Source organism: Bacillus tianshenii, from assembly GCA_020524525.2.
Classification (GTDB): Bacteria; Bacillota; Bacilli; order Bacillales; family Bacillaceae_N; genus Bacillus_AV.
The window spans coordinates 2,937,506-2,962,962 of record CP129018.1; the positions used below are offsets into that span (position 1 = coordinate 2,937,506).

Annotated in this window: 20 protein-coding genes and 1 pseudogene; 8 read left to right on the forward strand and 13 right to left on the reverse strand. The window is 42.4% G+C overall.

Translation table 11 applies throughout. The features are described from left to right. Positions 1-2: 2 nt before the first annotated feature. The gene (gene uvrB, locus LC040_14895; GenBank protein WLR50534.1) at positions 3-1,976 is read right to left on the reverse strand and encodes an excinuclease ABC subunit UvrB; all 1,974 of its coding nucleotides are present in this window, start codon (positions 1,974-1,976) and stop codon (positions 3-5) included. 206 nt (positions 1,977-2,182) lie between these two features. On the opposite strand from uvrB, the gene LC040_14900 reads away from it, so the two are divergent. From LC040_14900 to LC040_14915, 4 genes are read left to right on the forward strand one after another with little or no spacing between them, the layout of a single operon-like run. Then, on the forward strand, positions 2,183-3,766 hold the full coding sequence (locus LC040_14900; protein ID WLR50535.1) for a spore germination protein: 1,584 nt from the start codon (positions 2,183-2,185) through the stop codon (positions 3,764-3,766). 22 nt (positions 3,767-3,788) lie between these two features. Next, positions 3,789-4,973, forward strand: coding sequence for a Ger(x)C family spore germination protein (locus LC040_14905; GenBank protein ID WLR50536.1), 1,185 nt, complete (start codon positions 3,789-3,791; stop codon positions 4,971-4,973). Between the two features lie 18 nt (positions 4,974-4,991). Further along, positions 4,992-5,225 carry a hypothetical protein gene (locus LC040_14910; GenBank protein WLR50537.1) on the forward strand — a complete coding sequence of 78 codons (234 nt, stop codon included), beginning with the start codon at positions 4,992-4,994 and terminating at the stop codon, positions 5,223-5,225. Between the two features lie 30 nt (positions 5,226-5,255). Next, positions 5,256-6,356 (forward strand): endospore germination permease, encoded by a 1,101-nt coding sequence (locus LC040_14915; protein ID WLR50538.1) that lies wholly within the window; start codon positions 5,256-5,258, stop codon positions 6,354-6,356. Between the two features lie 6 nt (positions 6,357-6,362). Here LC040_14915 and LC040_14920 read toward each other — a convergent pair whose 3' ends face one another. Then, on the reverse strand, positions 6,363-7,265 hold the full coding sequence (locus tag LC040_14920) for an EamA family transporter (GenBank protein ID WLR50539.1): 903 nt from the start codon (positions 7,263-7,265) through the stop codon (positions 6,363-6,365). A gap of 111 nt (positions 7,266-7,376) precedes the next feature. Between LC040_14920 and LC040_14925 the strand changes: the two genes are divergently transcribed. The 4 genes from LC040_14925 to LC040_14940 all read left to right on the forward strand — a co-directional run bounded on the left by LC040_14925 (position 7,377) and on the right by LC040_14940 (position 11,627). Continuing rightward, a complete protein-coding gene (locus LC040_14925; GenBank protein ID WLR50540.1) occupies positions 7,377-8,813 on the forward strand; it encodes a PLP-dependent aminotransferase family protein in 1,437 nt (478 codons plus the stop codon). Between the two features lie 63 nt (positions 8,814-8,876). Further along, complete coding sequence (locus LC040_14930; protein WLR50541.1) at positions 8,877-9,440, forward strand: hypothetical protein; 564 nt, start codon at positions 8,877-8,879, stop codon at positions 9,438-9,440. Between the two features lie 92 nt (positions 9,441-9,532). Further along, on the forward strand, positions 9,533-10,213 hold the full coding sequence (locus LC040_14935) for a response regulator transcription factor (protein ID WLR50542.1): 681 nt from the start codon (positions 9,533-9,535) through the stop codon (positions 10,211-10,213). Further along, entirely contained in the window at positions 10,203-11,627 is a 1,425-nt protein-coding gene (locus LC040_14940) for a HAMP domain-containing sensor histidine kinase (GenBank protein ID WLR50543.1), read from the forward strand. Before LC040_14935 ends, LC040_14940 begins: the two co-directional genes overlap by 11 nt. A gap of 34 nt (positions 11,628-11,661) precedes the next feature. Here the strand turns inward: LC040_14940 and LC040_14945 are convergent, their stop codons facing one another. From LC040_14945 to LC040_14995, 11 genes and pseudogenes are all read right to left on the reverse strand, one after another. Continuing rightward, the gene (locus LC040_14945) at positions 11,662-12,624 is read right to left on the reverse strand and encodes an NlpC/P60 family protein (protein ID WLR50544.1); all 963 of its coding nucleotides are present in this window, start codon (positions 12,622-12,624) and stop codon (positions 11,662-11,664) included. A gap of 277 nt (positions 12,625-12,901) precedes the next feature. Next, entirely contained in the window at positions 12,902-14,083 is a 1,182-nt protein-coding gene (locus tag LC040_14950) for a PDZ domain-containing protein (protein WLR50545.1), read from the reverse strand. Positions 14,084-14,220: 137 nt separating this feature from the next. Further along, positions 14,221-15,685, reverse strand: a pseudogene (locus LC040_14955) (S41 family peptidase). Positions 15,686-15,873: 188 nt separating this feature from the next. Next, positions 15,874-17,160, reverse strand: coding sequence for a peptidoglycan DD-metalloendopeptidase family protein (locus tag LC040_14960; protein WLR50546.1), 1,287 nt, complete (start codon positions 17,158-17,160; stop codon positions 15,874-15,876). Between the two features lie 42 nt (positions 17,161-17,202). Then, positions 17,203-18,099: a permease-like cell division protein FtsX gene (gene ftsX / locus LC040_14965; protein ID WLR50547.1), complete on the reverse strand. Its 897-nt coding sequence runs from the start codon at positions 18,097-18,099 to the stop codon at positions 17,203-17,205. Next, a complete protein-coding gene (gene ftsE / locus LC040_14970; GenBank protein ID WLR50548.1) occupies positions 18,089-18,775 on the reverse strand; it encodes a cell division ATP-binding protein FtsE in 687 nt (228 codons plus the stop codon). The genes ftsX and ftsE overlap by 11 nt, the downstream gene beginning before the upstream one ends. 839 nt (positions 18,776-19,614) lie before the next feature. Next, on the reverse strand, positions 19,615-20,016 hold the full coding sequence (locus LC040_14975; protein ID WLR50549.1) for a cytochrome c: 402 nt from the start codon (positions 20,014-20,016) through the stop codon (positions 19,615-19,617). A gap of 115 nt (positions 20,017-20,131) precedes the next feature. Further along, a complete protein-coding gene (locus LC040_14980; GenBank protein WLR53312.1) occupies positions 20,132-20,995 on the reverse strand; it encodes a YitT family protein in 864 nt (287 codons plus the stop codon). Positions 20,996-21,239: 244 nt separating this feature from the next. After that, a protein-coding gene (prfB, locus tag LC040_14985; GenBank protein WLR50550.1) for a peptide chain release factor 2 occupies positions 21,240-22,344 on the reverse strand; the annotation gives its coding sequence in 2 pieces (ribosomal slippage) (positions 21,240-22,271 and positions 22,273-22,344; 1,104 coding nt in all). A 48-nt stretch (positions 22,345-22,392) separates the two neighbouring features. Beyond that, entirely contained in the window at positions 22,393-24,903 is a 2,511-nt protein-coding gene (gene secA / locus LC040_14990) for a preprotein translocase subunit SecA (GenBank protein WLR50551.1), read from the reverse strand. A gap of 317 nt (positions 24,904-25,220) precedes the next feature. Continuing rightward, positions 25,221-25,400 carry a YjfB family protein gene (locus LC040_14995; protein ID WLR50552.1) on the reverse strand — a complete coding sequence of 60 codons (180 nt, stop codon included), beginning with the start codon at positions 25,398-25,400 and terminating at the stop codon, positions 25,221-25,223. Positions 25,401-25,457 lie beyond the last annotated feature (57 nt).

Consider the following 25,457-nt stretch of genomic DNA (forward strand, 5'->3'; position numbering starts at 1 on the left):
GCTTAACCTTTCAGCTCAATCAGAATATCTCTTAACTCTGCTGCACGTTCGAAATCAAGCGCTCTTGCAGCATCCTTCATTTCCTTCTCGAGCTTTTCGATCATTTGTTTTTGCTCTTCCTTACTCATTTCTGAAATACTTGGTTTTTCTTCATACGTCTCTGTTTCCTCTGCTGCGAATGTTGCTTTAATGACATCTCGAACATCCTTCTTAATCGTTTGCGGCGTGATGCCATGCTTTTCGTTGTATTCCATTTGAGTAACGCGTCTACGTTCTGTTTCATCGATTGCGATGCGCATCGAATCTGTTATTTTATCAGCGTACATAATGACATGACCATTTTCATTACGAGCGGCACGCCCCATTGTCTGAATTAAGGAACGCTGCGAACGTAAGAACCCTTCCTTATCAGCGTCTAAAATGGTTACAAGCGACACTTCTGGAATATCGAGTCCTTCACGCAGCAAGTTAATGCCAACGAGCACATCGTATTTTCCTAGACGCAAGTCACGAATAATTTCAATCCGCTCTAATGTGTTTATTTCAGAATGCAAATACGCAACCTTTATGCCAACTTCTTTCAAGTAGTCTGTTAAATCCTCAGACATCTTTTTCGTTAAGGTTGTCACAAGAACTCTTTCATTTCGTTCTACCCGTTTATTAATTTCACCTAACAAATCATCAATCTGCCCCTCAATTGGGCGAATGTCGACAGTTGGGTCAAGCAGACCTGTTGGACGAATAATCTGTTCGGTCATCTCTGGAGAATGTTCCTGTTCATACGGCCCAGGTGTAGCAGATACATAGACAATTTGGTTAATATGGTCTTCAAACTCCTCAAACTTCAACGGCCGGTTATCAAGAGCTGACGGCAGACGGAACCCATGGTCAACGAGCACTTGTTTACGCGCTTGGTCCCCGTTATACATCCCGCGAATTTGCGGTAATGTAACATGTGATTCATCAATCATAATTAATGAGTCTTTTGGAAAGAAATCCATCAGTGTGTATGGTGTAGAACCTGCCGGGCGCAGTGTTAAATGGCGCGAATAGTTTTCAACACCTGAACAGAAGCCCATTTCACGCATCATCTCTAAGTCATAGCGTGTTCTCTGCTCCAGCCTTTGTGCTTCAAGCAGCTTGCCTTGTTCGTGTAATTCTTTTAACCGTTCTTCTAATTCTTTCTCAATATTCTCAATTGCAACCTTCATCTTCTCTTCACGTGTAACGAAGTGGGATGCCGGGAAGATCGCTACATGCTCACGGTCCCCGATAATTTCACCAGTCAGTGCGTCCACTTCACGAATCCGGTCAATTTCATCTCCGAAAAATTCAATTCGAATACAATGCTCTTCTCGTGAGGCTGGAATAATCTCCACAATATCTCCTCGAACACGAAATGTACCACGCTTAAAATCTATATCATTGCGTGTATACTGAATATCGACTAGTTCACGCAGAAGCTTGTCACGTTCCATCTCCATCCCAACACGCAAGGAAACAACTAATTCCTTATATTCCTCTGGTGAACCTAAGCCATAGATACACGATACACTTGCGACGATGATAACATCGTTCCGTTCAAACAACGCTGTTGTGGCAGAGTGACGCAGCTTGTCAATTTCATCATTCGTACTTGCATCCTTCTCAATAAATGTATCTGTTGAAGGCACATAGGCCTCTGGTTGGTAATAATCATAGTAGCTGACAAAGTATTCAACCGCATTATTCGGGAAGAATTCCTTGAATTCACTGTAGAGCTGGCCTGCGAGTGTCTTATTATGGGCAATAACCAATGTTGGTTTATTTACTTGCTTAATGACGTTCGACATTGTGAAGGTTTTACCCGTTCCTGTTGCACCGAGTAATGTTTGGTGTGTTTTCTCTTCTTGAATCCCCTTCACTAATTGCTCGATTGCTTTCGGTTGATCTCCCTGCGGCTCGTACTTCGATACTAACTCAAACTTCTCATTCAATCCCGAAAACCTCCGTTCTCTCACTTCAATTTGCTACAAATATTGTATCATAGTTCATTCCGAAAAAACGAAAGAAACGAACTGACATTCGTATATTTGATCTTATAACATTTCTCCCTCTTTTACAAAAAATAGCTCGCTTCGGATAAAAACATTTCCACCTGCAAATGCTAGCACCAAAGGTTTACGAAAGGAGTTGCCTATGTATGAAATTTCAGTCCAAGCTTGAACAAATGAGCTTAAAAAACAAAAAGCCTCAACAAAAGAACAATCAACAAAAAGAAAATACCGATGCTCAGCATACAAAAGGCTTCTCATTTCAACTCGAGCAAAACATTTCATATGTAAAAGAAGGATTAGGCAACAGCTCTGACCTTGTTACTAGAACTATTATTCCCACGAATAACCGTGAATTAAAACTAGGCATCCTTTATATTGACGGATTGATTGACAATCATGCGATGCAAAATTATTTAATGGAAACATTGATGGTAGATATGAAGGATGCACCAACTTCCGTTAAAGCGTTCTATCCATTTATAAAAGAATCGCTCCTTCCAATTGGAGAATTGAAGGAAATCGACACATTTGAAAAAGTATTTGACCATATCCTCTCTGGTGATACCGTTCTTTTCGTTAATGGGGAGCTTCAAGCATTAGCCTTAACGACGAAAGGCTGGAAGGACCGCGGCGTTAATGAACCAACCTCTGAAAGCGTGATCCGCGGACCGAAGGAAGGATTTACTGAAACGTTGCGCACGAACACTGCTCTATTACGTCGAAAAATAAAGGACCCGAACCTCCGCATTGAGTCAAAAAAGCTAGGACGGATGACAAAAACCGATATTGCCATTGTCTACTTACACGGCACAGCCGATGAAAAAGTCGTTGAGGAGGTCCATAAGCGGTTAGATGATATTGATGTAGACGGGATCCTTGAAAGCGGGTATATCGAGGAATTTATTGAAGATGATCAGCTGTCACCTTTTCCAACAACCTATAACTCTGAGAGACCTGACACAGTCGCCGCTAGTCTGCTTGAAGGAAGAGTTGCGATTATAACTGACGGAACACCGTTCGTGTTAATTGTGCCAGCACTGTTTGTTCAATTTTTTCAAGCGAATGAAGATTACTATCAGCGGTTTGATATTAGTACAGCGATTCGAATTTTACGTTTCTTATCCTTTATCTTGGCATTATTAATGCCTTCTCTCTATATTGCGGCAACAACCTTCCATCAAGAAATGATCCCAGCCCCGCTCCTTATTAGCCTGGCAGCTCAGCGTGAAGGTGTTCCATTCCCTGCTTTTATCGAAGCATTGTTAATGGAGCTTACGTTTGAAATTTTACGAGAAGCAGGCGTACGCATGCCTCGGGCTGTCGGGGGAGCCATTTCAATTGTTGGTGCGCTCGTTCTTGGAGAAGCCGCCGTTCAAGCAGGGCTTGTCTCTCCGGCAATGGTGATTGTTGTATCCATTACAGCCATTGCAAGCTTTGTTATTCCAGCGTTTAATATGAGCATTTCCATTCGCATGCTGCGGTTCGTATTCATGGGGCTTGCTGCAAGCTTCGGCTTATTCGGCATCATTCTTGGTCTTATCGCCACGTCACTGCACTTATGCAGCTTGAAATCATTCGGCATTCCATACATGTCACCACTTGCACCAATCATTCCGAAGGACCAAAAAGACGTCGTCATTCGTTTTCCACACTGGGGGCTATTTTCTCGCCCAACCTTCCTTAGCCGCAAAAATGAAAAGCGCAGCAACACTGGATTTAAAGGAAGATAATCAACTTAAAGGAGCTAATCTTATGAAGAAGTGGCAGACAACTTTATTATTCATCCTTTGTCTTACCCTTCTGACTGGATGCTGGAATAAACGTGAATTGAATGACTTAGGGGTCGCTGTGGCTGTTGGGATCGATAAAACAGAAGACGAAAACTTTAAAATTATCGTTCAGCTCATTAACCCTGGTGAAGTTGCCACACAAACACCAACAACACGACCTCCCGTTTCGACATATGAAATTGAAGGTGAAAGTGTCTTTGAAGCCTTTCGAAAGCTTACCATTAAATCTCCGCGGAAAATCTACCTATCACAACTCCGGTTAATTGTATTAGGTGAAAAGCTTGCAGAAGAAGGCATTCAAGAAACACTGGACTTCTTATATCGTGATCATGAAATGCGAACAAGCTTTTTCTTAATGGTCGCAAAAGACGAACAGATGGAAGACATCTTAAATGTTCTTACATCCTTCGAAAAAATCCCAGCAAACAAAGTTCTCTACTCGTTGCAAGCATCAGAAACAAACTGGGCTCCAACGAAAGGGGTTAATTTGGATGATGTCGTCTCTGCAATTATGAGCAAGGGAAGCGAACCTGTCTTAACAGGCATCTATATTTCCGGCGTCACGGATGGTTCAGATATTACAAATGTGCAACGAGTAAATGCACCTACCCAGCTTACAATTGATAATTTAGCTATTTTCAAAAATGATGAGCTCGTTGGCTGGCTAAGTGAAGATGAAAGTAAAGGCTACAATTATGTAAAAGGGAATGTTCACAGTACGATCGTAACTGTCCCTTGCCACAAGGATAATGGAATTATCAGCGTGGAAATGATTCGAACAGCTGCTGAATCCACTGCCATATTAAAAGATAATAAGCCATTTATTAAAGTCAAAATTACAGGTGAAGGAAATGTTGGAGATGTAGAATGCAAAATCGATTTAACGAAAGATAAAACGTTAAAAGCGATTGAAAAGAAAGTAAACAATGATATTAAAGATAAAATTAACGCTGCACTCAAAACAGCACAACAAGATTACAAAAGCGATATTTTCGGTTTTGGGGAAGAAGTACGTCGTTCAGAGCCTAAGTATTGGCACAAAGTCGAAGATAACTGGTCTAACATTTTTGCCGAAATGGAAGTGGAAGTGGATGTTGAAATCAAAATTAGACGAACAGGCACGATTATTCGATCCATTGAGCAATAAAGAAAGTGGTGACGCGGAATGTGGGCGACCCTCGGCATCTTAACGACAACAGCCATTATTATCGCGCTAGAAGTGCCTTCCATGAAGAAAAACAAAAACACAAAAGGACTTTTTTTCTTCTCGTTCTTTTTAATCATCGGAACGGTTTTAAGTCTTGCAGAAAGCAGTGGTGTTAACATCCCGAACCCGCTTGACTTTCTTCGCTTCATGTATGAGCCAATGCATACAACCATTCAAAAATTGTTTTCATAACCTGGGAAAGACAGCTGGAGGAGGGATCGAATGATCGAAAATGGCAAAATCAGCGCTCGACAGTTTATGTACTTAGTGATTTTATTTACAATTGGCAGTTCAATCTTAATTGTCCCTTCCCCACTTGTCGGCGGAGCAAAACAAGATGCGTGGATAGCAGGGTTATTTTCGGTCGGTGTCGGTCTGCTTGTTGTTCGGCTATACCATGCAATCGAAACAAATATGCCAAACAAAACATTTGTACAAATAAGTGAAGCGATTTTCGGAAGATGGTTCGGGAAGTTTCTCGCCTTTCTGTTCTTCAGCTTTACGTTCTTGCTCGCGGCTCTTGTGCTTCGAAACATTGGTGATTTCATGACGACTCAGATTCTTCCTGAAACACCGTTACAATACACGCATCTTCTCTTTCTATTTGTAGCTATCTTTGGTGTTAAGCTAGGATTAGAAGTTATCGGACGAGCATCTGAATTGTTTCTTCCATGGGTGATTTTCCTTTTGTTATTTCTGTTTGTCTCTCTAACTCCGAAATTTAAGCCGGAAAACCTACAGCCTGTATTTGAATTTGGATTTAAGCCGATTATTTCGACGTCACTTCCTTTTATTGGATCGCCATTTCTGGAGCTAGTTGTCATGCTGATGCTCTTCCCTTATGTCAACAATGTGAAAGAAGCAAAGAAAGGATTCTATCTCGGCACATTAATCGGTGGTGTTATTCTTACAGCAATTACTTTACTAAGCATTATCGTTATTGGTACTGATTTATCCGCATTGAATGCTTATCCGAGCTATGTGTTAGGAAAGAAGATCGAAATCGCTGGTTTCCTTGAAGGAGTCGAAATCATTGTCGCGGTCATTTGGATGATTACGATTTACTTCAAACTAGCTGTCTTACTCTATGCTTCTGCACTCGGAATCGCGCAAATTATAGAATTAAATGATTACAAGCCGCTCCTCTATCCGCTCGGAATGATTATGGTTGTCCTTTCGATTATCTCTTACCCGAACGTCGCCTACTTTCAAGAATTCATCGGGGAAATATGGTATTTATTCGCAGCAACTTTCGGGCTTTTTCTTCCATTTATCTACTGGATCGGTTCAGCGGTTAAGAAGCGCCGGGAGAAGAAAGCGTGACACTATTCAGCTACTAACAGCTCGGGTAGCGTCACGACTTTCTTTTTTCATTTTTCCAGGGGTTAAATGGGCAATAAGTACACCAATGATTGTAATGAGGGCTCCAATAAGCACGAAGGCTGTCGGCATTTCACCAAGCCAAATCCACGCAATTAGAAAAGCCGTCACAGGAGTTAAATACAACGAGCTTGTCGCCTCAGAAGCGCCAGAACGAGACGTCACATACGCCATCGCAAAGTATGGCAGAACCGTCGGGAAGATACCTAAATAAAGCACAGTCATGTTCACATAGTGAGAAGCTTCCGCAACCGCTTCCCATAAGCCAGGCGTAAAGATAAGCATCCACAACGTCCCTGCCCAAATTGTATACGTTGTGAAAGGAAGAAAGCCGTATTTCTTCAAATAATTCGTTTGAAAAACGAAATAAATACTTTCAGACACTGCCCCTAATAAAATAAACAACGTTCCAATATTAAATTGAAAATTCCCTCCACTTCCAAATGAAATGAAGCAAATCCCAATGAGGGCGACAATCCCTCCAATCCAACCAAACCAAGATAATTTATCCTTCAGGAACAAACTGGCAAAAGCCGCCGCAAAAATCGGTGTTGTCGAGACAATTACACTCGCCGTTCCTGCATTCACCATCGTTTCCCCGTAATTTAGCCCGATATGATAACCTGCAAACCCTAATCCACCAAGTAATAGAATAGCCGGAATATCTCTTCGCTTAGGAAGTTTCATCTTGACCATTAACGCAAAGACAAGCAGCCCAGCTGAACCGATTAACAGACGTAATAATGACAGATGTTCAGGTGTATATTCTTCTAACCCCACTCGTATGCCGGGAAATGCTGATCCCCACAATAGAATCGTTAAGGCGTGTGCGCAAATGATCCGAAAGTCCATTTCGTTTCCCTCCTTTTGCTATGCATCGTACCCTTGATTTGGTAAAATGTCTGCAACCAAATTGGATGTTTTCTAACCCAACCAATTTTATAAAAGGAGTCTTCAAATCGAATGAATTGGAAACCAACTAAGCAGGACAAAGCACCGATGTATGAGCAAATCATCAATTATATAAGAGAAAAAATCACAAATGGTGAATGGCCTGTTGGAAGCCGCCTTCCTTCTCAACGAAAACTAGCGGAACAGTTTTCGGTGAACCGAAGCACGGTTGTAACAGCGATGGAGGAGTTAGCTGCAGACGGCTTAATCGAAGGGAAGACAAGCCGCGGAACTATCGTTATTAATAATACGTGGACAATCCTCGCCGCAACACCCCCGCCCGATTGGAATGCCTATGTAAAGTCAGGAGCACATAAGCCTAACCGTCCAATTGTTCAAGAGATTAACCGCGTGGAAGCAGAGACAGAACTGATTCAACTCGGCAAAGGGGAAATCGCACCAGAACTATTCCCAACTGAAGAGTTCGCGAAGGTCCTCGGACTCGTTGCAGGACAAGTGCAATCACTCGGATATATGGAACCAAAGGGGCTGTTTCCTTTACGCCAAGCAATCAGTCATCATCTACAAACGATTGGGATTCACGCATCACCTGCTTCGATTCTTGTCGTTTCAGGCGCTCTGCAGGCTCTGCAATTGATTGCCATTGGCCTTCTGCACAAAGGCTCAACAATTCTTCTGGAAAAGCCGTCTTACCTGTATTCTGTCAATGTGTTTCAATCAGCAGGGATGCGGATGTTCGGTCTGCCTATGGATGAAAACGGAATATCACCACAACACATCTCTGAACAAAAAAGACAACGAAATGCAGCGATGTTATATACGAATCCTTCCTTTCAAAATCCAACAAGCATTTTGATGTCAGAGAAGCGACGGAAGCAGTTACTGCAGGTTTGTGAGGACGAACAACTCCCAATTGTTGAGGATGATGTGTATCGTGAATTGTGGCTCAACGCCCCACCTCCCGCTCCACTTAAGGCATATGATCGGAATGGACAAGTCTTATATGTCAGCAGCTTATCAAAGACGTTAGGCCCCGGCCTGCGGATCGGTTGGATTACTGGCCCTGAGCCAGTCATTGACAGGCTGGCAGATATTAAGATGCAAACAGATTACGGTTCAAGCTCCCTATCACAATGGACAGCAGCAGAATGGCTATCAAGCGGCTTATATGCAACACATCTTGACCACGTCAGAAAACAACTAAAGATTAGAAAGCAAACAGCAATTAAGGCTCTCGAAAAGCATGTAAATGGACTGGCAGAATGGCATGAACCCCAAGGAGGCTTCTTTATTTGGGTGAAAGCAACCTTCCCACTATCAATGGAAGCGTTATTTGAAGAAGCATTAGCACAAGGGGTACTCCTTTATCCGGGAACAATTTATGCAAGTGAGCAAACATTCCGCATCTCTTACTCATTTGCCTCCTTAGAAGACATTGAACAAGGAATTGAAATCATCGGAAATATTCTGAAGTGTTTCGCCCTTTGACATCTGCCTGACACAATACAGGTGTACATTAAGGGTGTAGGAAGTATCGAAGGAGGAAGAGAGATGAAAATAAAATTATTGAGCTTAGCAATCGGCGGACTGTTGGCACTTAACACAATGGGAGGAGCAGCATCTGCAGCAAATATCATTGCTGACACAAATACAGAGAAACCACAGCTAGAAGAGCGCGGCTTCCACCAAGGCATGAAGCAACACTTTGCCCGCGGAATGGGTATGAAAGGACAGCACGTGCAATTCCACAAAGAACATCTTCTTCAAAAAGCAAAAGAACTTGGCATTGAAACAGAAGGAAAGGAACTACAAGACGTAGCAAATGAAGTTCGTCAAGCTGCCATGAATACTGCAGCGAAGGAGCTTGGAATCGAAGTCGCTGATAAAACACCACAAGAACTCCATCAAGCAATCCATGAAGCAAAAATTCTCCAAGCAGCTGAAAAGCTTGGCGTAAAAACAGAAGGAAGAGAATTGAACGAGGTTATGGCTGACATTCACACAAACCATGCTGAAGAAGCACGTGAGATGGGATTGTTCGGCAAGATGAAACAGCACCGCATGAAAGGTCAGCACGGCAAAGGAATGGGCGGTTATTTTCAAAATCAATCATAAAAGTGTTACATAGAGGTTGCCCCAAGGGTTAACCTCTTTTCTTTTGAGTCAGCTCTTTTCGTTGTATACTTTTGTACAAGAGGTGTTTGACGATGAAAAAAATTCTAATTATTGAAGATGAAATCGCCATTTCTAGAGTGTTGAAAGCTTATCTTGAAAAAGCAAATTATGAAGCAACCATTGCCCATAATGGTGAAGAAGGCCTTCGCTTATTCCATGAAACTCCTCCGTCTCTCGTTCTATTAGATATTATGATGCCAGGAAAAGATGGCTGGGAAGTGCTAGAGGAAATACGCGAGGTCAGCTCTTGCCCTGTCATTATGCTGTCTGCCCTAGGTGAAGTTGACCATCGGCTTAACGGGCTTAACAGCGGCGCAGATGATTATATTACGAAGCCATTTGTAGCAGATGAAGTAATCGCTCGGGTAAATTCTGTGCTTCGACGCTCTGCTTATCTATTAGAACAAGAAGATGTTAAATATATTGGCAGTTTGAAAATGAACTACAAAGCGCATTCCGTCTCATTAAACGGCATTACCTTAACGCTCACGCCGCGAGATCTGTCACTACTTATCTACCTATCTCAACACCCGAACCAAACCTTTACGAGAGAACAGCTGATTGAAAATGTATGGGGGATTGATTATGAAGGAAGTGACCGCGCTGTCGATTTAGCGATAAAACGTATTCGAAAATCACTAGCGAACTGGCCTTCTTCAGAAGGTGAAATCAAAACCATTCGCGGATTGGGGTATCAACTAAGTGTTTACTAAACTAACTCACAAGCAATCCATGCTACGCTACTGGACCAACCGTTATTTGCTTACACTTTGTATCGGACTTGTCATTATCGGTTTCGTTTCTGTGCTTTGGATTCGCCATACAACACTTGAAAACCGTCTGAACCTAACCGAGATTCTAGCAGAAGAAATCGCAGACCGTGTAATTAATCAGAACGGAAGCATCCACTTCGGGCCCATTATGGACCGCGTTCTGGAGGAAAGACAAAAGCTGCTCAACCTTAACAGCGAACTAAACATCTATATTACAGACAATCACGGTAACCTATTTTTCAAAAAGCCAAAACAATTCCTCCCTTCTACTCAGCCTTTCATTGATACGGTCCTTCAGAACGAGGAACGCTTACAAAAGCTAAAAGCACGGAATGATATGGTATATGTTCAAAAGGTTCCGATTGAAAATGAAAACGGAAGACTTGGCTGGGTCATTACTGCCCAAACAAAAAGCAGCTTAACGGCAGTCAACCAAGAATATCGCTTACTTGCAATTCTCCTAATCAGTCTCGGCTTACTTGGCTGGGGTGTCATCTACTTCCTGCTACGGAAGCTCACAAAACCGATCGAAAAAGTCTCCAGTGCGGCGAAAGACATTCAAGTCGGCAACTACGACATTCAACTAACTGAATCCATGCCTGAAAAAGAACTAGATGAACTGATTCATTCATTTAAAGACATGTCACAACGCCTGCAGCAATTAGAAGACTTGCGTGCTGAGCTGTTAGCCAGCGTGACACATGAATTAAAGACACCTGTCACTTCAATCAGCGGTCTTATTCAAGCCTTGAAAGACGAGGTTGTAACAGGAGATGAAGCAAAGGAATTTCTCGATATTTCATTAAAAGAAGCAACCCGCTTACAGCACATGGTTCATGACTTACTGGAGTTCAACTCCTTTGCAGCTGGCTCTATTTCAATTCAAACCGAAACGCACAGTGTCAGCCAGCTTGTTAATGAAATTCTCTACCAATGGAACATGACAAACGAAGATAACAAAATCGAAACAGACGTGACACTCCCTAGTGAACCGATTTATGCTGAAGTTGATGCAAGCCGCCTTCAGCAGGTGCTCATTAACCTCTTTAAAAACGCTCAGCAAGCGATGGAAAACGAAGGCTACATTCATACGAAAATCCACAAGAAAAGTGAACAATACTTCTACATTGATATACAAGACAACGGACCAGGGATTCCAGAGGCTGAACAAAGCTTAATCTTTGAGCGTTTCTATCGCGGAGAAGCGAAGAAACACAAGGTACGTGGCTTAGGAATCGGCCTTCCATACAGTAAGCTTCTTGCAAAAGCAATGGGTGGCGATTTATTTCTATCTGAAACATCATCAGCCGGCACAACGTTTACAATTAAACTACCGTATACAAAAAAGCCTTAATGTTCGAGCTGAACATTAAGGCTTAAACTTTTTCTTATTTAACAGCAACTTGCTTGTTTAAGTTCAATGCACGATGAACTAATACAGCAAATTCTGATTGCTTTATTTTATCATGCGGTTTGAATGAACCGTCTGCATAGCCTGTAATAAGCTGCTGCTCAATCGCTACTGCTACTTCTGCGTAACCGCGATGTGAAGTATCGAAGTCGACAAATGTAAGCTGCTTGTCTGATTGACGTTCTTCATCAGCGAGCAATGTTTGAACGAGCATCATTGCTGCCTTCTCACGTGTTACATCATCTTTAGATGTGTAGGCTGTGTTATCAATAATCTTGCTGTTCTTTAATTTAGCAGCTGCTTGTGCATTAGAGAAGCCATTTTGTTTCAAAGATTGCTTCAGCATCTTAACAGCTTGTCCTTCTTGTAACTTTTCTTCAGGGTTGAAATTGTTTCCGTCGACAACTCCTAAACCTCTTAAGCTTTCAACGATTTCATAAGCCCAATGATTTTCATTATATTCAATTTTTGTATCTGCTACACCTTTTACTTGTTGAACAACTTGGCGTGCGCCAATGTAACGTGGCTGCCAATAGTAAGGGTTATTTATAGATGAGATTGTTACACCCTTTGTGCTTGAAGCATGAATGAACTTCCCATCTCCAAGATAAATCCCTGAATGTGAAGGACCGGACTTGTATGTTTCAAAGAAAACAATATCGCCCTTCTGCAAATCTTCCTTTGCAACAGCTTGTCCAACATTATATTGCTGAGAGGTTGTTCTTGGTAGCGAAATACCAGATTCATTATACACATGTCGTATGTATCCGCTACAATCAAATCCATTTGGTGTTGTTCCCCCAAACACATAAGGTACGCCCATGTATTTTTTCGAATTGCTGATGATATCTTCCACCGGGTTTTCTTCTGCCGATGCCATATTTGGTAGTGCTAATAACATTAGCCCCATACATAATGCTCGTGCTAATTTTTTACCCATCGTAAGACTCCTCCATAAACATGTTGTACGACCTATGATGTTTTTCTCTCTCTATGTTTACATAGACGCCTATAAGGGAAAAAGAAAATGTTGGTCTCTTTTCTCTCTTTTTCCACATTCATTATAGTAAAAATAACTCTATTAAAAAGAGGAAAGTTTCAATTAAGTTTGAAAGTTTTGTGACAATTTTAGGACCAGCTCATAAGGTCAAGTTTTAAGAAAAGAATGCTAAAAAAAGAAAGCCGCCAATGCAAAAACCTGCAATGACGGCTTTTTCTCAGCCTGTTCGGGTAACTTTCACTTTCTCATCTGGTATAAATAACAAACCAAGCTCATGATGCTCCCCTTCGAAAACAGCACTTTGAGCAAAACGCATTTCTCCGTTTAAGTCGACAACTTCCATTTTACAAAATGCAAGATTTAATTGAAGAGCTTCATAGAAGCCTTTTTCAGTGTTAACGGCTTGTCCGTTTACTTTTTGAATTCGTTCGCCAATTTGAACACCAAGCTTCTCAGCCGGTGACTTTGGAATAATGCCAGTAATGATGAGACCATCTTTTCTACTTGTAAATAGATTCGGCTGTTCATCATCTTTTCGCTTCTGTCTATACGTGATCCATTCACGACCAATAACTGCCACTGCAGCAGTTGCAACGGCTGCATATGACACCCAATAAGACGCTACTGCGATAAGTGCTAACAACATCGCAAGCCCCATTACCTGACGCCCCATTCGATTCACGACAACTGACGGCAATTCAGACGAGACGCGCTGATGAAAACCAACCGCAAACGGCACAAGCATGAAAGTATACGTCTCACCATTCCCCGCCGCAAAAACAGGCCACCATGGTAATTGGGTAATGCCATTATCAACAGGAATTAATAAAAAGAGCGGCAGCATCCATAATTTCTTTGCTTCATGAGCGCCGATCAGCTTTCCTCGTTTCCCTTTCGCTAATAATGGAGAAGTATTTCTCGCGCCGCTTCGTCTAATCAGAAAGGCCTCTGCTCCAACAAGTAAGACAAGCAGCACAGCAAGGTAAATATACGATGCGTTGCTTATTTGAAGAGCTTCTGCCCAGCTTTCATTTAACTGCGGCACAAGAAACACGACTAACAAGGCAAAGCTGACTGTGTATGCCGGTGAAAGCCAGCGTACTTGTGTCGTCAAAGCAAATAACAAGGAAAGTGCTCCCACCACAGTTAGAAACCCTTTCGAAATGGTTAGCCCAATTCCTAACGTAAGCACCGAACAAATAAGTCCAATCACAATACCAGGCAAAACCAACTGGATTAATTCCGTAACCGTATCGTGAACGCGAATATGGAAATCACGCCGTTCACGTTTCACACGCTTAAGACCGAGCAGCAAAGCCGCAATCAGAGCTCCGTAAAAAAAAGGATGCAAAAACAGCTTGCCGAACCCTTTCAATAGTTCAAACAACCAAACCTCCACGAACCGATTCACCTCCAATACTTTCACAAACACTCTATAAATCAAAAAAATATATCCGCAGTAGAACTACGGATATATTTCGACGAGGGTACGAGATTTCCTGCCGTTGTTCATAATGGGAAATCTTTCATGCCCTACTATTTTTTCTTCTGTACAAGCTTCAATGCGGTTTGAAGTTGTACATCATTCTTTTCTGATTGAACTGCTTTCATTACTTGCGCTTCAATTTTTCCTGCTGTTTCTTTATCAATTTGCCCTGTCACTGACAAGTCGTTTGCACGCTGAAATGCTTTTACAGCTGTTTCTGTTTCCTTGTTGAAATAACCGTCTGTTCTGCTTGGCTCGAATCCAAGACCTTTTAGCATAAGCTGTGCATTTTTCACTTTATCGTTATTGTCATCATACTTCAGCGCTTTTTCAATTTGCAGTGGATTTGAATAGAAATACTCCGGCTGCTTTACCTTCACTGTCGGTTCTACACCTTTTTTTGTGAATCCAGTTGCCATTTGGCGTTAACCATTTGAATAGAGTCAGCTTCAGGTTACTTCCATCTTCCATCGGAACCGCCTGTTGCACTGTTCCTTTACCGAATGACTGCACGCCGACAACTTCATAGCCGCCAGCCTCTTTCATCGCCCCTGCTAGGATTTCAGAAGCTGAAGCACTTCCTTTATCAATTAAGACAGAAATTGGATAGTCTTTCTTCTCTTTCAAAGATGAAAAATAGCGTTTCTTTTCACCATTTCGGTTTTCAATTTGCAAGTATGGCTTATCATCTGGAACGAATTGCTTTAACATCTCTTCCACACTTTGTAGATAGCCGCCCGGGTTACCGCGTACGTCGATGACTAAGCCAGTGATGCCTTTCTTCTCTAATGCTTTTAACTGTTTCTTAAAGTCATCTGCTGTATTTTCTGAAAAGCTAGTCACTTCAAGATACCCAATCTTTTCACCGTTCACGTCTTTCACAGAACTGTAGACCGTCTCAATTGGAATCTCATCACGCTTTACTTTCACGATAAGCGGCTCTGAAACACCTGCACGCTGGACTTCTAGCTTCGCTTCCGTACCTTTCTCACCGCGAATCTTTAACACAGCGTCATATAAATCAAGACCTTCTAAGCTTTCACCATCTACGCTTAAAATCTTATCATTCGGCTTCAAGCCTGCTTTCTCAGCTGGCGAACCTTTGAACGGTGAAACGATCGTCACTTTGCCATCGACCATGCTTACCTCAGCACCAATTCCTTCAAACGATGATTCAAGTGAATCAGTGAATTGCTTAGCAGTTTCTTTGTTCATATAGACAGAATACGGGTCCTCAAGCGTCTCAAGCATCCCTTGAATGGCGCCTTCAACCAATTGCTTCTCGTCTACTTCTTCGACATATGATTCGGAAATGAGACTCATTGCCCGGGTAATTTTTTCAGTACCTTGTTGAGCTTCCTCAGTAATTGTCGCTTGCTGGGAGCCTCCTTGGTTATCCATTGCAACCATTGGAACTTCACGGTCACCTGGATTTAGGAAAAGCATTGCGACTCCCGCTCCAATCGCTACAGAAAGCACCATCAGAAGCGCAACGATCCGTCCGCGAAATTTCATGTTTTTCACCTCTACCTCATAATTTCAAAAATAGGTGGCTCACACTTCTATCTTCTTCTCAGTTTGGCATACAAATGGTTGTTTTTATTCACTAAATTTTCCCTCTATTGCGAGAAAAAGCATCACACGTGCGAGTGCGATGCCTTTCCATAGACTACTATATGATGGGCTTGTTCGGTTTATGTGCGTTAAAAGTTAATGTATTTTCTAGCGTCCACAGCGTTGCTCTTCGAATAATTCCAAGAGCCTTCATGGAGCTCGAAATGTAAGTGAGGTCCTGTTGAGTGCCCAGTGTTCCCCATGTAACCAATTCGTTCACCTTTTTGCACAGCCTGCCCCTCAGATACTAGACGATTTTCCATATGCGCATACACCGTTGTATAAATTTTTCCGTCTACGTTGTGCGTAATGAACACAACATTCCCATAAGAGTTTGAGTAATAAGAACGGAACACAATTCCAGTGGCAGCAGCTACGATCGGAACATCACTTGCTGCCTTTCCGATATCAGTCCCTGCATGAAGCGTTCCCCAACGGCTACCGAAATTGGACGTGACAGGCCCATTTGCTGGGCGCATAAATGCTCCTGCAGTAACAGCTGGGGTTTGACCGCCGCTGCTTGTATGACTACTACTGCTGCTACCGTTATTCTTATTCTTTGCTTGCTGTGCTGCTCGTCTGCGCTCTTCTTCAAGACGACGCTGTTCCGCTTCCCATTGCTCTAATAAACGCTGCTGGTAAGCTTGTTGGTTATCTAAAATTTGCTTCTGCTCATTCATTGAAAGAATTTCTTTTTCAATATCTTTCTCTTTTTCTTTCAGCTGAGCCATAATTTGATTCTTCTGCTCTTTCTGCTGTTCAAGCTGAGCTTTCAATTGTTCTTGTTCTTTAAGCTTATTCTCAAGTTCTTCTAATTTGTTTGATACTTCTTCTTTCTTCTTCTCGACAAGCGCTTTTTCTTCCATATGCTGCTTTAGAATTTCTTTGTCCTGCTGCATAATAGCTGACACTGCACCTGCGCGGTCAACGAAATCTGAGAAGCTCTGTGCTCCAAGTAAGACATCTAAGTAGCTGACCATTCCACCACTTTCTTGCAATGAACGTGCTCGGTCTTTTAGAAGTGCGTCACGCTTTTTAATCCGTTTCTTTAGCACTTCAATTTCATCTTTCAACTGTGCGATTTGATGCTTTGTTTGCTTAATATCTTTTTCGTTCTGACGGATGTTTTCTTTCGTTTCTCCAACCGCCATGTCGATTCTTTTCATTTCTTCAGCAAGCTGCTGTTGCTCCTGCTCGATTTTATTTAATTGCTGTTTGGCTGCTTTTTCATCTTGTTCAATGTTTGAGCGCTTTTCCTGGATCGATTTTATATTATTCTCATATTGATTAGCAGAGGCGTCGTATGTAGCCCCGAAGACCCCTGAACTAAAAATAGCTGCTGATACTAACACCTTCAACATTCTCTCTCTGGCCAACACCGCGCTTCCCCTTTCTACTGCTTTCTCACATATAAAATTTTAAACTCTTAAGAACTTACGGACAGACATCAAGCTTCCCCATACACCAATCAAAGCCCCGATTCCAAGCAAAATACCTGCAAGCTGGAATGCATACGGATTGAATGGCAAGAGGTGCAAGAATGACTCCTGTAATTTCGGATTTAATAGCTTATATACATAATCATAACTTGTTAACAACAACGTAATTGGAATAATAGAGCCTAAGATGCCGAGCATTAAGCCTTCTACAAAGAACGGCCAGCGGATAAACCAATTCGTTGCCCCAACAAGCTTCATAATCTCAATTTCTCTTCTTCGCGCTACAATTGTTATTTTAATTGTATTAGAGATTAAGAACATCGCTGTGAACATTAGACCGATAATTAAACCGATTCCAATATTCCGAGCAACCGTCAGGACTTTAAACAAGCGTTCAACTGTTTCCTGCCCATAATTTACTTTAGTAGCAAATTGATATTTGTCAATCTTTTTTGCAACTTTCTTTGTATCTAGCTGCGGATTATTTGTCTGAACGACAAGCACATCATTCAGAGGATTCTCTTCTTTCAACGACTCGAAAGCTTTTCCCTCGTCTCCCAAACTACTAATAATCGAGTTCAGTTCTTGTTCCTTCGAGACATATTGAACGTCTTTCACCTGTGGTATTTGTTCAATCTTCTGCTGCAGCGCTTCTTGTTGTTGTTCTGAAGCGGTTAGATCTATATGAACGCGAATTTCTACATCTTTTTCAATCGTATTCGCCATTTCATTCAAATTCATCATAATAATGAGAAATGTGCCTACTAATACTAATGTTACCGTGACTGCACTAACAGATGCAAATGTCATCCAGCCATTTCTCGTAATATTTTTCATACCTTCTCTAAAATGTCGAAATAATGTTCTAATCTTCATAGCCGTAATCACCTCGAAGTTCGTCTCGAACGATCCGGCCGCTTTCAATGGCAATTACACGCTTTCGAATCCGATTTACAATCTCTCGATTATGCGTTGCCATCACCACAGTTGTGCCACGATTATTAATTTCCTCGAAAATTTTCATAATCTCCCATGACGTTTCCGGATCTAAGTTTCCTGTCGGTTCATCTGCAATCATTACCTTAGGATAGTTAATAATCGAGCGAGCAATCGATACACGCTGTTGCTCACCGCCTGATAGTTCGTCAGGAAGAAAGCGGGCTTTGTGCTTTAAGCGCACCAAGTCAAGCACTTCCATTACACGAGTCTTAATATGTTTTGGACTTTCTTCTGTCACCTCTAAGGCAAACGCGATATTTTCATAGACTGTAAGCTTTGGAAGCAGCTTAAAGTCTTGAAACACAACTCCAATATTTCGGCGCAGGTATGGAACCTTCTTTTCCTTTAATTTCGTTAAGTCGATTCCATTAATTGTGATAATGCCCTCAGATGGCTTCTCTTCTCGATAAATCATCTTAATAAAAGTTGACTTCCCAGCACCACTAGGACCGACCACATAAACGAATTCACCTTGCCGAATTTGTACATCAATACCATTTACCGCAATCACACCATTGGGGTACTGCTTAAAAACCCCTTTCATTTCTATCATAATGATCACCAAGACCTTTTGATTTTTCTGTTCGTGAAAATAGACATAGCTTGCCAACCAAACTCTAAGCCCCAGTCGTGGAGCTTAGGCTGGACTGGCGTTACAACATTTAACGCTATATTGTAAGATACGAATCTTAACATGTTCATTTCAAATTATGTACTGTAAACTGATAGGCATTCTCATACTTCGACTTAAACTGCCAATGTCCAATTACTATAACGGCCAAAAACTGCACATGTTTACACAGTTTTTATTATAACATCAAATTTTACTGTTTTTCGAAGAAAAATATGTTACTCATTCTAATTCTTTTCGAAATATGGTGAAAATGTGAAAAAAGGAAAGCGCGCGAAGACTTCAAAACAGCTATTCGCACAAAAAAGAGCATTTATGTCGAAAAGCGAAGAAAGGCGTTTAGGCTGTCCGATTGTTGGAGCCTTTTCACAGAGAAAGCCGCTCTTTGCTTTCGGCGTGAAAAGGTGAAACAATTCGCGCAGCCTGCCTTTCGCAGCTAGACATCCGCGAAAAGCGGAGGCGGGCCGCCCAGAAATATTGTTTGCTGGAGCCTTCACACATAGAGGCGCTTTTTGCCTCGGAGCATTAATAGGAACGTCGGTTAAGAACGAAACATCCTATTTCAACACCGACGCTAGCACGTCCTGTGCGTCGGAAGCAACACAAATTCCTGCCCGACACAACTAAGTGCGTCACGTCCTGTGACAACGCCTGCACTAGCACATCCTGTGCGTCGAAGGCGTTCAGGCTGTCCGATTGCTCTAGGCCTCTCACAAAATAAAAAGACTCCCTGAAATTCAGGAAGCCTTTGTCTCATTCACTTACTTTTTCTCAGCTAACCAAGCAGCAACTTTCTCTGCATCTTCACCTTGAAGAAGACCTGCTGGCATTGAGCCTTGTCCATTTTGGATGATGCTCATGATATCATCTTTTGATAAACGAGAGCCTGCATCTGCTAATTTTGGACCTACGCCGCCTTCAAGATTTTGACCGTGACAGCTAGCACAGCTTTGTTGGTAGACTTCTTCTGCACCGGCAGTATCTACAGCACCGCCTTCGCCTTCAGTACCTTCAGCTGGCTCTTCTGCTGGTTGCTCCTCTGCTGGCTGTTCTTCTGCTGGTTGCTCAGCTGGTTCTTCTGACGCGTTATTTTCGCCACCGCCGCCACAAGCACCAAGAACTAATGCCGAGCCAAACAACATAGCTAGTAACTTCTTCTTCATTAACGACTCCCCCTTACAAGGTTTTTTGACAAGTTCAGACTGATAACAAGCATGTTTATCCAGCCTGACAAAAGTGTACCATTAAAATTATGTACACTACTTCATTATAACCAAATTATTCCCGTTTAAAACCCTCACCTAACACTTCGGATGCATCCATAACAATCACAAAAGCAGAGCTATCAATACTTTTAACAAGTTGTTTCAATTTTGTGAACTCACTTTGTTCAACGACACACATCAAAACTGGACGCTCATCGTCTGTATAACCGCCCTGCGCAGAGATCCTCGTTACCCCTCGGTCTATTTTCTCTAAGACGCCTTTTCGTACTTCAGGCTCACGATCTGTAATGATAAGTGCCATCTTCGAACGTCCAAACCCAACCTGGACAATATCAATTGTTTTACTTGTTACGAATAGTCCGATTAATGCATACAGTGCCTGCTCTACATTAAAGACAAACGCTGATGTTGTGACCGTAATACCATCAATAAGCGCTACACAAGCACCTAAGGAAATGCCTGTATACTTATGTAAAATTGCGGCTAAAATTGCCACACCACCTGTGGACCCATTCCCTCTAAATACCATTCCTAAACCTAAACCAATTCCAATCCCGCCAAACAAAGCACCTAGAAGCGGTTCGGTCGTTAATGGCTCAATATTTCTCGACAAATAAACGAAAAATGGCAAAGCAAACGTCCCAAGCAATGACTTCGCACCAAAAGCGAGACCTAACGTAAGCAAGGCAAGAAAGAATAACGGCACATTTACCGCAGCCTGAAAGATCGCCGGCTCCCAGCCGAATACAGCATCCAAAATAATACTTATCCCGCTAATACCACCAGAGGCAATCTTATTCGGAAGTAAAAATAAGTTAAAAGCAAGCGCCATTATGCATGAGCCAATTAACACATACGCATAGCTTATTACCATCGTTAAAATACGATTCGGCTCCTGCCTTTTATATTTTTTCATCATCATAAACCAGCCCCCGCTTTCTGAAAAAAATAGAAAAATTTAAACCGATAACATCATAACTTCGAAAGTATATCACGGGGTATTTTCACTGTAAACGAAACTAAAATAACGCGTTAACAAGCTAAATGAGCACTGTATTAGCGCATTTCTCTACTAGGATAAGCAGCAGCTTGGCAGTTCATGCACAGAAAATTCCACTAAAAAGAGGATGACGATAATCGTCACCCTCTTTGCGAACATGTTATGCATTTATTCGTGAACGTAAATAAGCGTCGATGAACATTTCAAGGTCGCCGTCCATAACTGCTTGCGTGTTTCCAACCTCAACATTTGTACGATGGTCTTTAACCATTGAATAAGGGTGGAACACATAGGAACGAATCTGACTTCCCCAGCCGATCTCTTTCTGTTCACCACGAATTTCAGCAAGCTCTTGTTCTTGCTCTTCAATCCGCTTCTGATATAACTTCGCTTTTAACATTTTCATCGCGCGATCACGGTTTTTAATTTGTGAGCGTTCAGACTGACATGTCACGATCACATTCGTCGGCGTATGCGTAATCCGAACCGCTGAATCCGTCGTATTTACGTGCTGTCCGCCTGCTCCGCTGGCACGGTACGTGTCGATCTTCAAATCCTCTGTGCGAATATCGATTTCAATTTCATCATTGAACTCAGGCATCACTTCACACGAAACGAACGATGTATGACGGCGGCCTGATGAATCAAATGGTGAAATACGCACAAGGCGATGAACACCTTTTTCCGCTTTCAAATAGCCATACGCATTGTGACCTTTAATAAGAAGCGTCACACTCTTCACCCCTGCTTCATCGCCAGGAAGGTAGTCAAGTGTCTCAACCTTAAAGCCTTTACGCTCACCCCAGCGAGAATACATCCGCAGAAGCATGGAAGCCCAGTCTTGAGACTCCGTACCGCCTGCGCCAGGATGAAGCTCCAGAATGGCATTATTTTTATCGTAAGGCTCACTTAACAATAAGTTCAGTTCAAACTGATTCAAGCCTTTCGCTAAATCTTTAATCTCTTCTTCCAGCTCAGCACGTAAGTCTTCATCATGCTCTTCCTTCACAAGCTCATAAGAAACTTCAAGGTTTTCATAGCGCTCCTGTAAGTCTTGGAATGAATGAGCCGAATCCTTCAATGCATTCACTTCACCAATCACTTTCTGAGCCGAATCCTGGTCATCCCAAAATGACGGCTCCGCCATTACTCCTTCAAGCTCCGCGATCCGCGCCTTCTTCGTATCGAGGTCAAAGAGACCCCCTAAAGTCCGCTAAACGCTTAGCCATTTTCTCAAGTTCTTGTTTAATTTCAACAAGTTCCATATTGCTCACCTCGTAGAATGTCTTTGTTAAATTAATAGTACCCCGGTCTTAACGTCCGTGACACTGCTTATATTTCTTGCCGCTTCCGCATGGGCAAGGGTCGTTTCGGCCGACTTCGTCTTTCTTAACGAATGGCTTGCGTTTCTTTGTTTCTTCGTCTTGCTTCGGATTGACCGCTTGTCCTTCTGCAACCTTCTCACGTTGAAGGTTATTTTGAATTTGCGCTTTCATGACGTATTTTGTGACATCTTCTTCAATCGTCGCGATCATATTCTCGAACATTGAGAAACCTTCCATTTGATACTCGCGCAGCGGATCATTTTGACCGTAAGCGCGCAGGTGAATACCTTGACGCAGCTGGTCCATCGCATCAATATGGTCCATCCACTTCGTATCGACTACACGAAGAACGATTACTTTTTCAAATTCACGCATTTGTTCAGGACCAAACGCTTCTTCTTTCTCATCATATTTTGCATGCACTTTCTCTATGATAAGCTCAAGAATTTCTTCCTGTACTTTACCTGCAAGGTCGTTTTTGCTTAACGCACCTTCCTCAAGCACATTTAAGTTAATGTAATCAACAATGGCATCAATATCCCATTCTTCTTCCACTTTATCCTGCGGCGTATGAATATCGACTACACGTTCAATCGCAGACTTCATCATTCCTTCGACAATCTCACGTAAATTGTCGGAATCAAGCACATTGTAACGCTGGTCATAAATGACGTCACGCTGTTGGCGCAGAACATCATCATATTGAAGCAACGTTTTACGCGCATCAAAGTTATTTCCTTCAACACGTTTTTGCGCTGACTCAACCGCACGGGATACGAGCTTACTTTCAATCGGCTGGTCATCCTCCATGCCCAAACGCTCCATCATCGAACGCATATTATCAGAACCGAAACGGCGCATCAATTCATCTTCCATTGATAGATAGAATACAGACATACCTGGGTCACCTTGACGACCGGCACGACCACGGAGCTGGTTATCAATCCGGCGACTTTCATGGCGCTCGGTACCAATAACCGCAAGGCCGCCTACATCAATTACACCTTCGCCAAGCTTGATATCTGTACCACGTCCGGCCATATTCGTCGCAATCGTTACCGCACCTTTTTGCCCTGCGTTCTCAATGATATCGGCTTCTTTTTCATGGTTTTTCGCGTTCAGAACGTGATGTGGAATCCCTTTCTTCTTCAAGTAACGAGAAATCAATTCTGAAGTTTCGATATTTACCGTACCGACAAGAATTGGCTGCCCATTGCTGTGACGCTCTGCAATATCCTCTACAACGGCACGGAACTTGCCATCCATCGTCTTATAGATCAAATCAGGACGGTCATTACGCGCAATCGGCTTGTTTGTCGGAATTACAACAACACTCATATTGTAAATGTTACGGAACTCTTCTTCCTCAGTCTTCGCCGTACCTGTCATACCCGACAGCTTGTCATACATACGGAAATAGTTCTGGAACGTAATGGTCGCAAGTGTCATACTTTCGTTTTGAATTTGCAGACCTTCCTTCGCCTCAATCGCCTGGTGAAGACCATCGCTGTAGCGACGCCCTTTCATCATCCGGCCTGTAAATTGGTCAACGATTACAATTTCGCCATCCTGCACGACATAATCGGCATCACGATGCATGCTGACGTGAGCCTTTAATGCCTGATTAATGTGATGGGTAAGCTGCACATGGCTTATGTCAAACAAGTTATCAATTTTAAACGCACGCTCAGCCTTGTTAATTCCTTCTTCCGTCAGCTGAACATTCTTCGTCTTCTCATCATACGTATAATCGTCCTCACGCTTTAGCGTACGAACAAACCCATTTGCTTGATGATAAAGGTTCGCAGACTTCTTCGCAGACCCGGAGATAATTAATGGTGTACGAGCTTCATCAACTAAGATGGAGTCAACCTCATCAATAATCGCAAAATGGAGCGGGCGCTGAACCATTTGTTCCTTATACAGCACCATGTTGTCACGCAAGTAATCGAACCCAAATTCATTGTTCGTTCCATACGTGATATCACACTCATATGCTTCCTTCTTCTCTTCACGTGACATGCTGTTTAGGTTCAAACCAACCGTCAAGCCAAGAAAGTCATATAATTGACCCATTTCTTCCGCATCACGGCTTGCAAGGTATTCATTGACCGTAATAATGTGCACACCTTTGCCTGTTAACGCATTTAAATAGGCTGGCATTGTAGACGCCAACGTTTTACCTTCACCTGTTTTCATCTCTGAAATGTTACCTTCATGCAGCGCCACAGCACCCATCAGCTGTACTGGATAAGGACGCATACCAAGAACGCGTGTAGACGCCTCACGTACAAGCGCATACGCTTCTGGCATAATCTTATCAAGTGATTCACCTTTTTGAACGCGCTCCTTATATTCAGCTGTCTTTGCCTTCAGCTCATCATCAGACAGCTTTTCCATTTCAGCTCCTAGCGCTTCAACGTCCTCTACAACCTTCTGCATACGATTCAATTGGCGTTGATTGCCGTCACCAAACATTTTTTTCAGGATTCCAATCATATCTGAACGCTCCCCTGCTTTCTATAGTGGACAAAGGGCGGAGCTCCACGCTCTCACCGATTTTATTAGAATTTCCGCTTACCCCTCAATTAGGGTAAACGCTCTGAGCTAAATTTCACATCTATTCGTAAAACTTGGCACCCCACCAAGTTATAAAAAAAATAAAGCCTCTATATCGAAAGCCTTCGTTTTATCTAAAAGTTCTATGACAGTCCATATTATATAATAACATTTTCCTTTAACGCATTCTACTCAACCCTGTTTTAATGTAGGGATTAAAAAAAGTCATGCCCCTAAAAGCATGACCCTAACCAAGATTAACCTTTAATATCAATATTATGACCAGAAGTTGGATGTGGAGCGGATTTCTGCATCATTTCAACCATTGCATTCCCTTGCTGCTCAGCAACATTCATCGTCTTCTTCTTTAATGCAACATCTACTTGGCTGTTCGCATTCATCTGGCTCATTGCCATCGAAGCACCTGCAACATTCATCGTAAAACCTCCCTCTATCCTTCTTACTACTACCTTACCATTTAAATGTAAATTTTT